The sequence below is a fragment of the Vibrio sp. ABH4_348 genome, assembly GCF_056159765.1.
In genome coordinates, this window is the sequence record NZ_JBSWVW010000002.1 from 876,060 (window position 1) to 888,796 (window position 12,737).

At 41.3% G+C, this 12,737-nt stretch carries 12 protein-coding genes; 11 read left to right on the top strand and 1 reads right to left on the bottom strand.

Translation table 11 applies throughout. From position 1 onward, the window contains the following. Nucleotides 1-2 precede the first annotated feature (2 nt). From ACXAFJ_RS17815 to ACXAFJ_RS17855, 9 genes are read left to right on the top strand one after another with little or no spacing between them, the layout of a single operon-like run. Nucleotides 3-626 (top strand): hypothetical protein, encoded by a 624-nt coding sequence (locus ACXAFJ_RS17815; protein WP_475325282.1) that lies wholly within the window; start codon nt 3-5, stop codon nt 624-626. A 3-nt stretch (nt 627-629) separates the two neighbouring features. Further along, nucleotides 630-1,802: a CpaE/TadZ family protein gene (locus tag ACXAFJ_RS17820; RefSeq protein ID WP_475325284.1), complete on the top strand. Its 1,173-nt coding sequence runs from the start codon at nt 630-632 to the stop codon at nt 1,800-1,802. A 6-nt stretch (nt 1,803-1,808) separates the two neighbouring features. Further along, on the top strand, nt 1,809-3,092 hold the full coding sequence (locus tag ACXAFJ_RS17825; protein ID WP_475325285.1) for a CpaF family protein: 1,284 nt from the start codon (nt 1,809-1,811) through the stop codon (nt 3,090-3,092). Next, a complete protein-coding gene (locus ACXAFJ_RS17830; protein WP_475325286.1) occupies nt 3,092-3,973 on the top strand; it encodes a type II secretion system F family protein in 882 nt (293 codons plus the stop codon). The genes ACXAFJ_RS17825 and ACXAFJ_RS17830 overlap by 1 nt, the downstream gene beginning before the upstream one ends. Beyond that, nucleotides 3,973-4,875, top strand: coding sequence for a type II secretion system F family protein (locus ACXAFJ_RS17835; protein ID WP_475325288.1), 903 nt, complete (start codon nt 3,973-3,975; stop codon nt 4,873-4,875). The genes ACXAFJ_RS17830 and ACXAFJ_RS17835 overlap by 1 nt, the downstream gene beginning before the upstream one ends. A 4-nt stretch (nt 4,876-4,879) precedes the next feature. Then, on the top strand, nt 4,880-5,623 hold the full coding sequence (locus ACXAFJ_RS17840; protein WP_475325289.1) for a tetratricopeptide repeat protein: 744 nt from the start codon (nt 4,880-4,882) through the stop codon (nt 5,621-5,623). Beyond that, nucleotides 5,620-6,108: a hypothetical protein gene (locus ACXAFJ_RS17845; RefSeq protein WP_475325291.1), complete on the top strand. Its 489-nt coding sequence runs from the start codon at nt 5,620-5,622 to the stop codon at nt 6,106-6,108. Before ACXAFJ_RS17840 ends, ACXAFJ_RS17845 begins: the two co-directional genes overlap by 4 nt. Next, the gene (locus tag ACXAFJ_RS17850; protein ID WP_475325292.1) at nt 6,102-6,746 is read left to right on the top strand and encodes a TadE/TadG family type IV pilus assembly protein; all 645 of its coding nucleotides are present in this window, start codon (nt 6,102-6,104) and stop codon (nt 6,744-6,746) included. Before ACXAFJ_RS17845 ends, ACXAFJ_RS17850 begins: the two co-directional genes overlap by 7 nt. Then, entirely contained in the window at nt 6,736-8,193 is a 1,458-nt protein-coding gene (locus ACXAFJ_RS17855; protein ID WP_475325294.1) for a hypothetical protein, read from the top strand. The genes ACXAFJ_RS17850 and ACXAFJ_RS17855 overlap by 11 nt, the downstream gene beginning before the upstream one ends. A gap of 52 nt (nt 8,194-8,245) precedes the next feature. Here the strand turns inward: ACXAFJ_RS17855 and ACXAFJ_RS17860 are convergent, their stop codons facing one another. After that, on the bottom strand, nt 8,246-9,928 hold the full coding sequence (locus ACXAFJ_RS17860) for a glycoside hydrolase family 13 protein (RefSeq protein ID WP_475325295.1): 1,683 nt from the start codon (nt 9,926-9,928) through the stop codon (nt 8,246-8,248). A 317-nt stretch (nt 9,929-10,245) separates the two neighbouring features. Here ACXAFJ_RS17860 and ACXAFJ_RS17865 point away from each other — a divergent pair, with 317 nt between their 5' ends. Together ACXAFJ_RS17865 and ACXAFJ_RS17870 are read left to right on the top strand one after the other, a co-directional pair. Beyond that, nucleotides 10,246-11,598: an ABC transporter substrate-binding protein gene (locus ACXAFJ_RS17865; protein ID WP_475325296.1), complete on the top strand. Its 1,353-nt coding sequence runs from the start codon at nt 10,246-10,248 to the stop codon at nt 11,596-11,598. Between the two features lie 127 nt (nt 11,599-11,725). Next, a complete protein-coding gene (locus ACXAFJ_RS17870) occupies nt 11,726-12,736 on the top strand; it encodes a carbohydrate ABC transporter permease (RefSeq protein WP_475325298.1) in 1,011 nt (336 codons plus the stop codon). Nucleotide 12,737: the final 1 nt, after the last annotated feature.

Below are 12,737 nucleotides of genomic sequence, written 5' to 3' on the forward strand. Positions count from 1 at the left end.
TAATGGCATATAACAAACTAATTATCACAGCATTTATACTGAACTCTCTAGTAGGCTGCACGCAGCTAGAGCACTCCCTAATTGGTATTACAGATAAGAAATTGAATCTATCTGAACCCTACGAGTCACCTCATATTCTAGTAGGTGTCGGGAAATCTGAAATTACGATTCCTCACTCAAACGCAGCTGACGCAGTCGTAAAACACTTGTCTACCCCAGCTACTATGAGCATAAATTTGTCAGTCAGCAAAACACAAGCCGATGTTTATATGGCGCTGATTTCTAGATACAAAGACTTGAGGCCAAGTGTACCAATCAATGTTGATTTCAACTTTGAGTCCAAAGATAACCTCAGAGTAACTCATTACTACGCTAATGCAATATTGAAAGGTTGTGAATCGCAATACCGTAATACTGAACTACGCGATGGGAAAACGGGGTTTTCAGCAGGTCTAGAATGTTCAACTTTACAAAATTTAGTTATGTCAGTTTCAGATCCAAGAGACCTTATCGGACAGAGCGTTTTAAACCGTGATTCGGCTGTCCAATCCACAAGCGCCATTCAGAAATACAACAAGGGTAGTGTAATGCCCCTACAAGAAGCTAATTTAGGGGCAGGAGGGTAATTTATGGATCTGCAGAATCATTTATCTAGAAATAAAATAGTTATCAACTTCTTGGATAATGACGACAAACTACGCTTTGAATCTCAGTTTAAAAACACTGAATTAAATCCAGAAGCTTACTCTCTGAAAGGAGATAAAGGCCTAATTGAACTTGTTAATAAAGCGCCAGATATAGCTGTAATTGAAATAAAAAGCTCGGATTCAATAATTGGTGAAGTCAAACGGCTACTCGCGGCTTTTGGGCCAAGTGTACGTTTGGTACTAATTGGTGAAAATATAGATGTAAATACATACCGCTCACTAATACGTTTGGGTGTTGAAGACTATCTCTTTAGGCCAATAGACCATGATGTTTTGCGTCAAACAATTCTCGAAATAGCGCAAGAAGACTTAAAGCGACAATTTCCACGCAATGGGATTGCATTTTGGGGAGTTAAAGGTGGCGTTGGTACTAGTACCATCGCAGCCAATACGGCTTGGTATATTGCTGAGCGAAAGAATCGCAAAGTAGCTTTGGTTGATACAGATATGCATATGGGTACATCGGCTTTCGCTATTGATAATCAAAACTTTGGCCAGCTTTCTTCAATTCTTACTTATTTTAATGACATTGATGATCTAGTTGTAAAAAGAAGTTTGATTGAAGTATCTAACAATCTTGTTTGTCTAAATGATTCCCTAGACTGCAACCAAGTTAGCTCTTTAAATAGTGACTCTATAGTGGCTTTGTCGGAATATTTAGATAACAGTTTCTCTAATCATATTTGGGACCTGACAAGCCTCAGAGCATCGGATTTCTCTGGAATTTTAGACCAAATTAAGGTGGTCGTACTGTGCACTGATTTGTCGCTTTCAGGAGCTCGGTCTGCAGCTAAAGCACTAAGTTTCTTGAAAGAATTTGAAAAAATTCGGCCTTTGCTGGTCGTAAGCAATGTTCAGAAGAAATCAAGTGTGCTTATGACCCGTCAGGAACTAGAAAAAGCAGTTGGAATGGACGTTTCGATAGAATTTGACTGCGCATTATCTGATTTTGTTCGTGCTCAGGAGAAAGGAGGGGTGTTAGCAAACGGAAAGACAAAATGGGCTAGGAAAATTGCTTATCTTGCAGATGACTGTTTAGGGTACGCAAAAAAAAATCGTGAGTATGGTGTCTTCAGTAGAATTTTGAGTCGGTAAAAATAGATGAAGAATGTTCGTTCTATGTCGGAAAGACAGGAGCAATTGCGTAGTACGCTAATTGATGAAATTGATGCTACTGAAGCATTGAGTTTGACCAAAAAAGAACTTGAGCTGACCTTGTTTGAAAAAATAAGCACGCTAGCAGTTGAACAAAAAATAACCATGAGCTTAAAAGAGCAACAAGGGCTCACGAAAGAAATAGTCGACGACATTCTTGGGCTAGGTCCAATTGAAGTGCTAGTCAATGATGAAACGATAAATGACATTATGGTCAATGGGGCCGAAAGGGTATATGTGGAACGAGAGGGTAAAGTTGAGCTTACAGACATAAAGTTTCGCGACCAAAATCATGTTCATAACATAGCGCAAAAAATAGCGAGTTCTGTAGGACGAAGAGTCGATGAATCGTCCCCAATGGTTGATGCCCGATTGGCCGATGGCAGCCGAGTTAATATAATTGCACCGCCTCTTTCTCTTGTTGGAACCGTGATTTCAATTCGAAAGTTCAGCAAGTTTAAACGCTCCCTAACAATGATGTCAGAACAGGGAAACATGTCTGCAAAAATGGCTTTACTTCTTCAAATGTACGTTAAAGCTAAAATGAACATCTTGGTTTCAGGTGGGACTGGAGCCGGCAAGACAACTTTGCTCAATGCTCTTTCGGCTCATATATCTGAAACAGACAGAGTTGTAACAATCGAAGATGCAGCAGAGTTACAGTTGCATCAACCACATGTCATTGGGCTTGAGACTAGGGCTGCAAGTATTGAAGGAACGGGTGCAATAAACCAAACTGAATTGGTGAAAAACGCTCTTCGTATGAGACCAGACAGAATCTTGCTAGGGGAAGTTCGAGGCGAAGAAGTCTATGACATGCTTCAAGCTATGAATACAGGTCATGATGGCTCTTTGTCTACAGTGCATGCCAACACACCAGAAGATGCAGTTGTTCGTTTACAAAACATGTTGAGTTTGAGTAAGGCTCAACTCTCAGAGAGCGCGAGCTTAAAGCAAATTACTAAGTCGATAGACGTTATTGTACAAATCGAGCGCAGTCGGGATGGGGTACGTAGAATATCCAAGATAGTTGAAACTAACCCGTCCGAGACGCTTTACGAGTCAATGACATCGGTCGCTGAATTTTCCTATTTGGAGCAAGATGTTGATACTGATTTAATTCAGGGCGATTACCGTTTTGTAGCAAAAGAATCGAGAAAAAAAGACAAATGGCTTCGCGCTGGCCTGTGGAGCAAAGTACAGGCAGCTGTATTTGAGGAAAGCGAATAATGAATATTTATGTTGTTCTTTTCTCTTCAGTTGCTCTATTGATTTTATTCTCTCAATTCCGAAAAAATCGCAAGGAAGATACTCGTTGGCAGAAACGTAAAGCATCGACGATGGGAATTTACTTTGCAGAAGTTGAAACAGAAAATTTAAAAAATATCTCAGAAAATAAAAAGAGATGGAGCGAGGGCGACAGCAATCTTCGCATAAAAGCCTTCGCTGTTTCAGCTGGAATCGCGTATTTAGGTTATTCCGTCACGCAGAACTTTTTGGTTTCGCTCTTAGTCTGGCTAGCTAGTTTTCCAGCGGCAATTTTCGTTATGAAAAAGAGAAAGCGAGCATTAGAAGTTGAACAACTAGAGAAATCTCTACCTGAAGCACTTGATGTTTTTGCTCGGGCTATCGCGGCTGGAGTTCCGGTAGAACGTTCAATCCAAAATGTTCATGTTTCATTTGAGGGACCTATAAGTGAAGAATTTGGCAGAATTCATGATTCACTATCGCTTGGACTACCTATGCAAACAGTACTTCAAGATTCAGCGTCACGAGTAGAGAGTGAGAGCTTTCGGTACTTTGCCTCCATCTTGAGTCTAAACACTGAGAGTGGTGGCTCAATGGTTGAGGTTCTATCGAACCTCGCAATAAGCCTTCGAGAACGAGAAAAACTAAAACGTAAGTTAGCGGCGTTGACTGCCGAACCAAGAACTGCTGCTCGAGTAGTCACGGGCATTCCACTTGTGTTGCTAGGAATACAGTTTGCTAAACAGCCTGACCAGTTGGATTTCTTTTTTAATACGCAGGTTGGCCAACAAATATTCGGCTTATCTGTAGCTAGTATTGTGTTTGGTTTAGTTATTATACGTCGTCTAACAAAGGTAATTTAATGTCATTTTTGGTTATTTTTATTGCTAGTCTGGCGATAGCGTTGCTTATGTTAGAAGAAAAACGACGCAAAAAGCGATTTTCAGATCGACTCAATATCTACCTTGATAAGTCAATTAAGAATAAATCATATATCAATCAAATCGGTGGTATTTTTGTATTATTTGGTGACTTACTTATAAGGCGAATTATTCCTAAGCGTGATATCAAGCCAATAGAAGACTTAATGCTCAGGGCAGGTTACTTTCATCATAACGCCGTGCGAATTTATGTTGCAACAAAGTTTGGATCAATTTTAATTTTGTTCTTTGTTACATTGCTATTTTTCCTTTTAAATCCAGAAATTTTTAACGCAAAAAGTTTGGTCGTAGCATTATCGATGGTTTTTGGAGTAGGAGTCTTAATAGAGACAAACATTGAATCTCGCGCAACAAAACGTCAACTCCGAATCAGCCAATATTGTCCTGACATGATGGACATGTTGGTTATATGTGCTGAATCTGGGCTCAGTATAGATGATGCGTTAGAGCGAGTATCGAGAAAAATAGAACCGGTTAGCTCCGAACTTAAAGAAGAACTTATTCAATTGGTACACGAATTGAAGGTACTTCCTGACAGGTCTAAGGCTCTCAAAAATCTAGCAACAAGAACAAAATCTGAAGAGATCCGAATCATGGCCACCACGCTTAATCAATCTATGACCTATGGTTCTTCACTGTCAAAAACCTTACGTATTGTTGCCGACGATACACGTCAAAAACGTCTCTTGAAAATGGAAGAGCATGCTGCAAAGGTTCCAGCTAAGATGAGCTTGCCGCTCATTGGGTTGATTTTGTTTCCCACTCTGTTTTTAATCGCAGCTCCTGCAGTGATTAGTCTTGTTAGTGCTTTATCCGGTAATTAAATATATGAATAAGATACTATTAATTTCGATTTCTTGTTTAGTCTTTCTTATAGGCTGCGCTCAAACAGAAAAACAGATTGAGATTGAAAGCTCTAATATAAAGACACAACTATCGATTGCCCGATTATCTGAAGAGAATGGCCAGCTAGACGCTGCTTTTAATATATATGAAAGGTTAATAGAAAGTGAAAAATTGATTTTTGAACAAGACCGGGATGAAGTGAATTTTGCTCTAGGTAGATTGTACTTTAAACAAGACATATGGAAGAAAGCACTATTTCATCTTGAGCAGGTAACACCTATTTATGAAAATTCATCTGAAGTGATTTTCTGGAAGGCACGTACATACCTTAAATTATTGGAACCACAAAAAGCAATAGCATTAGTGCCTTCGGATGCAGTTTCTACAAAATGGAAGGTAATTCAAGGCGTGAGCTTGGATTACCTACAAATGCATAGTAAAGCACAGAGGATTTATTCTGGAATATTGGAGAAAGAACCAGTAAATATTTCTGTTAAAAGAAACTTGATTTATTCTTATATCCTCAGTGCTCAGTATAGGTTGGCTAGGTCTGAGCTGAATGAGCTAGCCGAGATTACTGGGAAAAATAAACAGTCAGAAATGCTAACATCAACCATAGATTACTTGTTATCGGGTGATGATAAAGATTTGGATGGTCTGAATAAATTCTTGACACGTCCAGAAATACAAAAGCTTTCTCAACTTCTTTCATCGATAGAACAATGATTAATAATCAAAAATTAAAAGAAAATAGAATATTTCAAATTAGGAAAAACACTGGCGCTTATTCTGTAGAATTTGTTAGCTCTTTTATTTTGGTTTTATTTTTCTTATTTCTAATAGTAGAGATAGGCCGATTTTCTCTTTCAAGAAGTGTCGCTGAACTAAGATTTCGTGAATTAGTTTACGATAGTAGAGTGAACCCTACGCAATCAGTTTCTAGTTTAGTTGCTAAGTATTTTAACAATCAAAGGTTCATTGATAAAAAAGATATCACTATAAAAGCAAAGTATTGTGAAACTGTCGAGTTTTATGTCTCTCAAAGTTGTGCTTCTGGTACTGGTGGCCCCCAGAATTTAGTTGAATTTAGTATGGAATATCGATTTAGGCCAATTTTACCTGGGCTAGAAATCGCGACTAATCATGGTTGGGAACATTACAGTATATTCGTTGTTTGGAACGAGCCCAGTATGGAATCTAGCAAATGGTAAGCAGACAAAAACAAAGAGGTGCTGCGGTAGTTGAATTAATTGCCGCCTGCACACTCATCATTTCCTTAGTTTGGATAATGGTAGATGTTATTCGTTTTTTGAATGTACAAGACAAACTTAATCTTGCCGTATCCAGTGTCAGTCAACTGGCCGCAGATCTACCACCCCAGAATGAGCAAAATCGAAAGTTTGTCAATCTACTTTGTGGCCCTGAATCTGCGAAAAGTCGCTTTGATGATTGTCCACACTCTACGGTTATAGATGGCTTGCTTGAAATTGCTCGTCGAACAGTTGGATTAGCTTCAACAAACCAGATGAGAATGCAGATAGTGTACATAAACGGCAAAGATTCAATAGAGTTTGAGTTAGCTAAAACAAGCCAACTGGGAGGGGCAAGTTGCAGTTTAACTCCTGATGTACCAGGCCCCGTACACATATCTCGATATTTGACCGATAAGTACTCATCAAGTGGTGCCAATGTAAAAAATCGAGCTGATAACCAATTTGTCTATGTTGCTATCTGTTTGGATAGTATCAATTTATCCAGTAGGCTTGCGCAAAAATTTGACAATCCATTATTCGCTGATGCAATAAGTTTACGTCGATACTGGTACCAGGGGGATCGTATTGAAAACTAATGTCTCTTCAAAATATCAACAAGGTGGGGTTTTACTTTTCTCTTTGGCAATGTTGCTTTTGGCGGTAATTGTATTTTTGGTTTCGATAACAGCACAGAGACACGTGACACTGCAAACACGTTTAAATCACGGTGCAGAAAATGCGCTTACCATTGTTGCCCGAGAAGGTGTCGGTATTTCTGATTTAGAAGCAAATTACTTAGCGAAGACATTTATTATTTACAATTTGCCCATGGGGGTTCGGAGTGGTGATTTGCGACGAACTAGCCAAGTGGAATTGTCTCTTTCATCGTTAGGTTACGAGGATACAATTACTCTAAAGGTTAACCAAAGCGCAAAGCAGTTTCTGCCTCACTTACCTAGCTTTGTCTCAAGTGTGGAAAGAAAAATAGCGAGGTTTTATCCGACTACGGAAACCGCTTTGGTATTAGATTTGTCTGCTTCAATGTCATCTACTAAAGGTGGGGTTCAGAGCCCAAGTGAGCAGATGCCAGGTATTTTACAAAACTTTGTTGAATCTTTAATGGGTGAACAAGACATTTCAAAAGATCACCATATTGGTTTTGTACCATATTCAGCATACGTAAACTTGGGAGAGAAATATGCTAATCGGCTTATAAAACCAAGTTCGCGCGCTATACCACCGAATTTCGACTTTCTACGAACGATGTACAATTATCAACATGATTTTCTTCATAATTTTGGTGTGGAGCGCTCGAGAAAGGGAGCTTGTGTTGATTATACCAATGTAACTATCGATAATGTTTCAGAGCTTTCCAAAATTCCTACTTCTAACTTGCAGGGGTATGATTTGGTGGTTGATCGCTATGATATTAAAGTGGATGGAAGAGAAGTTTTTGTTTCAACGGAGGATTTAAAAGACAGAAACCCAAACGGAATACCGTTAGATTTTTTGCCAGTTATTCAGGTCGACCCGGATAACCCTTTAAAGTATGTGAGGACTCCCACAGCTTGTCCACCTATGCGACTACATGAGGTTTCGGCTGATCAAAGTTCTCTTAGATCAGAAGCAGCGAGATATCACGCTACACATACTACAGGAGGTAGTGAAGGTATTATTTGGGGATGGCGTTTATTATTAGATAGTTGGCAGTCTGTTATTTGGAAAGATCCAAAGTACGATTTAGTGAATCCTAAAAAGCAAATGATTGTTTTTACTGACGGCGAAAATAATAAGGGTGTTGAAAAAGAGGAATTTCCATCGTTTTTAGCTAATATTTGTGAACACTTTATAAGTGATAACATTAGCTTTACACCAATTATTTTTGATCAGGGTGTTTCTAATCAAGAGCTTTCAGCATACAAGTCCTGCAGTGAGAAAAGCGGAGGTTCTTACTTCTATGTAGAAGGGGATGATTTAGGTAAACTCAAGGTCTTTTTTGCTAAGCTTGGTATACGCCAGTATAAAACTAAATTCATTCATTAACAATTTGGTAATGAGGGAAATACAACTATTTATTTCCCTCTCAAAACTTCATTTATTCACTTATATCGAACAGTCCGCAAAAGTATTTTGGTAACTCAACTCGTTGTAGCTGAGTCGGTGGCGAGTTGTAGTTGGATAAGACACAGCGTTTGATTTTGCCTTCGTAATGACGAGTCACCGTGTTTGCAGAAAAATTGGCGATGACCAAAAGCTTCTTTTGTTCAGAGAAGCGCAAATAGGCATAAACCGATTTATCTTCTGTGTCCAAAAGCTGATGTTCTCCATAGACAATGGTTGATGATAAGTCGCTGTTTTGGCGCAGTTCTATCAATGAGCGGTAAAAATGGAATATCGAATCCGGGTCGTTTTGAGCTTGAGTCGCGTTAATGGTGGTTTTGTTTGGATTAATCGGCAGCCAAGGTTTTGATGGGCTAAAACCAGCGTATTGAGAGTCATCCCATAACATAGGAACTCGCGCATGATCTCGGGAAAAATCATTCAAAAAGTCCAACGCTTGCTGCGGAGTACGTCCCCGTTTTAGCATCTTTTCGAAATGAAAATGTGCCATAAGATCGTTGAACTGGCTGATATCGGTGAACGGATAATTCGTCATACCTATCTCTTCACCTTGATAAATGTAAGGCGTGCCACTCATTAAGTGCAGTACCATCCCTAAGAGCTTGGCGCCGAGAATACGGTTGTCTCCGTGGTCATCCATGTAGCGAGAAACGGGGCGGGGTTGGTCGTGGTTACTCCAATAGACGCTATTCCATCCTCTGTTGTGCAAGCCATCTTGCCACTTGGCCATAATGGTTTTGTATTTGACCAAATCAAATGGCTTTTTCACTGCATTGTGTTCTTCGCGGTCAATACCGACGTGCTCAAACTGAAAAATCATGCTCAGTTCGTGGCGATCCGGGTGAGAAAACAATTGGCCTTCGTATGGGGTGGTAAATGGCGTCTCGCCGACGGTTAACACGTCATAGTGTTGTAGCACTTCATTGTGCATTTCCCTCAAGTACTGATGACAATCTGAGTGATTGGCCCAATGTTCCCAGCCCGCTACCCCTTGGTCCATAATGGTGGCATCAGGAAAGTCGCTAGGTTTGGCAATTTTATTGATGACGTCCATTCTAAAACCGCCTAATCCTTTATCGAGCCAAAAGCGCATCATCTTATAAATGGCGCGACGCACCTCTGGATTGGCCCAGTTTAGATCGGGTTGCTTGTTACTGAATAGGTGCAGATAGTACTGCTCGGTATGGTTATCCCAAGACCAGGCTTTGGGTTTAAAAAAGGACTGCCAGTTGTTAGGTTCGCTGCCGTCACTTTTGCTATCTTTCCAGATGTACCAGTCACGTTTTGGATTATCGACGGACGATCGAGATTCGACAAACCAAGGGTGTTCGTCAGAGGTGTGATTAACCACCAAGTCCATGACAATTTTGATACCGCGTTTGTCTGCTTCCAGTATCAACGTTTCCATATCTTGCATGGTGCCAAACTCATGGGCGATACGGTAATAGTCAGAGATGTCATAGCCATTATCGTCCATAGGAGATTGATAAACGGGACTAAGCCATATGATCCCGATGCCCAATTGTTGCAGGTAGTTTAGTTTGCTGGTGATTCCCGGAATGTCTCCAATTCCATCACCATTAGAATCACAAAAACTGCGCGGATAAATCTGATACACAACCTTGTTGTGCCACCATCGAATAGTTCCTTGGTTCATCGCTCGCTAATCTCCGAATTAGAACTGTGGAATCGCCACTCATACTGAATGGGTATAGACCGAGAAAATAACAAACGCCAAAAGCTTGATCTCAAACACATAGTTAGATCAAAAAATGAGCAATTTACGGTGGGGTTTCTAGGCTTAACAACACAAGGCTCAAAGCTGCAAGATCAATGGGTTAGATGTTGTAAATGCGAAGGCTGGAAGTCTCCAGACTAAGTCGCATTGTCGTTTTGGTCGATTTGGCTCAGAGCTAATGTCGATATCTGCCAATCTAGCTGTGCTTGATTGGCAAACAACACGGAGTGTCATCAATGAAATTTACCACTATCGCTATGGCAACGGCTTTTGGTTTAGCTTCTCTCGGCGCAACCGCTGCAGATTTAAGATTTGAACCTGGCAAAGACAGTCGATTTAGCTGGCAAGATTACCAAGAACTACAAAAAATGGATTTTTCCGGTGAAACCATCACGGTATTTGGCCCGTGGTTAACCGGAGACAAAGATATGGTCGAAAGCGTCATGGCTTACTTTGAAGCCGCCACGGGCGCAAACATCGAGTATTCGGGGTCTGATTCATTTGAGCAACAGATTGTTATTGATGTGCAAGCGGGTAGTCCACCTAATGTGGCTATCTTCCCTCAACCGGGTTTGGCTGCTGACCTAGCTGCTCGCGGATACCTCAGTCCTCTTGGTAATGATTTAGCCATGTGGGTTAAAGACAATTATGCTGCGGGTTCATCCTGGGTTGACCTTGGAACATTTGCAGGCAAAGACGGCAAAGATGAGCTGTATGGCTTCTTCTATAAAGTGGATTTGAAATCACTGGTTTGGTACTCGCCTGAGAACTTTGAAGATGCCGGCTATGAAGTACCAGAAACCATGGAGCAGCTCAAAGCGTTGACCATGCAAATTGTCAAAGACGGCGAAACACCATGGTGTATTGGTTTGGGTTCAGGTGCGGCGACAGGTTGGCCGGCAACCGATTGGGTGGAAGACATGATGCTTCGTACTCAGTCACCTAAAGACTATGACGACTGGGTAAGTAACGACCTCAAATTTAACGATCCAAAAGTGATTTCTGCGCTTGAAGAGTTTGGTTGGTTCGCCAAAACCGATGCCTACGTTGTGGGCGGTGCGAAAGGGGTAACGGCAACTGACTTTAGGGATTCACCAAAAGGTCTATTTGCTTCACCACCGCAGTGTTACCTGCATCGCCAAGCATCGTTTATTCCAACTTTCTTCCCAGAGGGTACGGAACTTGGCGCTGATGCGGACTTCTTCTATTTCCCGGCCTACGAGTCTAAAGACCTAGGAAAACCAGTTCTTGGTGCCGGCACTATGTGGAGTATTACCAAAGATTCGAAAGCGACTCGTGCGTTTATTGACTATCTAAAATCTGCTTTGGCTAACGAAGTGTGGATGGCGCAATCGGGATTCCTAACGCCGCATAAGAAAGCCAATGTTGATGCTTACGCAAATGACACATTGAAAAAACAAGGTGACATTTTGCTGCAAGCCACCACATTCCGTTTTGATGGCTCTGACTTGATGCCAGGTAAAATTGGTGCAGGTGCATTCTGGACCGGAATGGTGGATTACACTGGAGGCAAGTCCGCAAAAGACGTGGCTGATGAAGTTCAAAAAACATGGGACGCGCTCAAGTAGCGAGTAGTTTTTACCTCTGAACGTGGCTTGCCCAAATTTTATCGGGCAAGCCATTGCTTTTTCGGGTGCAGGTCTCGTCAACTAATGACAATACGTGAAACAGGCAATACAGATAAGGAATCGTTATATGGATCAGCTTTATTCCTCGATACTGGTCGTGATCACTGCGGTGTTTGCCTGTGTTCTCTACTTTTTTGGTAGTAATTTATTACTCACTCGATTGTTGCCTATTCGCGATGTTTCTCAGCGGGTGATGGCGCGAAACATTCGTGTCGCCGCCATGGTGCGTCCTTGGTTGTTCTTGGGACCTGCCTTGCTGTTTTTAGTGGTGTATCTGATTTATCCGGTTTTTGATTCATTGTGGTTATCTGTTCACAACCGCCACGGCGATGAATTTGTAGGACTGAGTAACTACCAGTGGCTGTTTCAAAATCCTGACTTCCAAGAATCTCTTGTCAATAATCTACTTTGGCTGTTGGTTGTACCCGCGATGAGTACGTTTTTAGGGCTAGTGATCGCGGCGCTCACTGATAGAGTGTCTTGGGGAAATATTGCAAAAAGCTTAGTGTTTATGCCCATGGCCATTTCTTTTATTGGTGCGTCAATTATTTGGAAATTTATTTATGATTTCCGAAGTGAGGGCTCAGAGCAAATAGGCTTGCTCAATGCTTTAGTTGAAGTGTTTGGTGGTACGCCGCAAGCTTGGATTACGATTCCTTTCTGGAACAACTTTTTTTTGATGGCGATTCTGATCTGGATTCAAACCGGTTTTGCCATGGTAATTTTATCTGCTGCGCTACGAGGTATTCCTGAGGAAACGGTTGAAGCCGCAGTGCTGGATGGCGCAAATGGCGTACAGATTTTTTTCAAAATTTTGATTCCTCAGATCTGGGGAACGATAGCCGTAGTCTGGACCACCATCACCATCTTAGTGCTTAAAGTCTTCGACATTGTTTTGGCGATGACCAATGGCCAATGGAGCACGCAAGTGCTCGCCAATATGATGTTTGATTGGATGTTTCGAGGAGGTGGCGATTTCGGTCGCGGTGCGGCGATAGCAGTCATCATTATGGTCGCGGTGATTCCTGTGATGGTGTGGAATATGCGACAAGCCAGCGTGCAAATGGAGGGCCGATAGT

Excerpts from the sequence above, each read along its gene's own strand:
- ACXAFJ_RS17815 (WP_475325282.1), top strand. The coding sequence starts at position 3 with ATGGCATATAACAAACTAATTATCACAGCATTTATACTGAACTCTCTA.
- ACXAFJ_RS17820 (WP_475325284.1), top strand. The coding sequence starts at position 630 with ATGGATCTGCAGAATCATTTATCTAGAAATAAAATAGTTATCAACTTC.
- ACXAFJ_RS17825 (WP_475325285.1), top strand. The coding sequence starts at position 1,809 with ATGAAGAATGTTCGTTCTATGTCGGAAAGACAGGAGCAATTGCGTAGT.
- ACXAFJ_RS17830 (WP_475325286.1), top strand. The coding sequence starts at position 3,092 with ATGAATATTTATGTTGTTCTTTTCTCTTCAGTTGCTCTATTGATTTTA.
- ACXAFJ_RS17835 (WP_475325288.1), top strand. The coding sequence starts at position 3,973 with ATGTCATTTTTGGTTATTTTTATTGCTAGTCTGGCGATAGCGTTGCTT.
- ACXAFJ_RS17840 (WP_475325289.1), top strand. The coding sequence starts at position 4,880 with ATGAATAAGATACTATTAATTTCGATTTCTTGTTTAGTCTTTCTTATA.
- ACXAFJ_RS17845 (WP_475325291.1), top strand. The coding sequence starts at position 5,620 with ATGATTAATAATCAAAAATTAAAAGAAAATAGAATATTTCAAATTAGG.
- ACXAFJ_RS17850 (WP_475325292.1), top strand. The coding sequence starts at position 6,102 with ATGGTAAGCAGACAAAAACAAAGAGGTGCTGCGGTAGTTGAATTAATT.
- ACXAFJ_RS17860 (WP_475325295.1), bottom strand. The coding sequence starts at position 9,928 with ATGAACCAAGGAACTATTCGATGGTGGCACAACAAGGTTGTGTATCAG.
- ACXAFJ_RS17865 (WP_475325296.1), top strand. The coding sequence starts at position 10,246 with ATGAAATTTACCACTATCGCTATGGCAACGGCTTTTGGTTTAGCTTCT.
- ACXAFJ_RS17870 (WP_475325298.1), top strand. The coding sequence starts at position 11,726 with ATGGATCAGCTTTATTCCTCGATACTGGTCGTGATCACTGCGGTGTTT.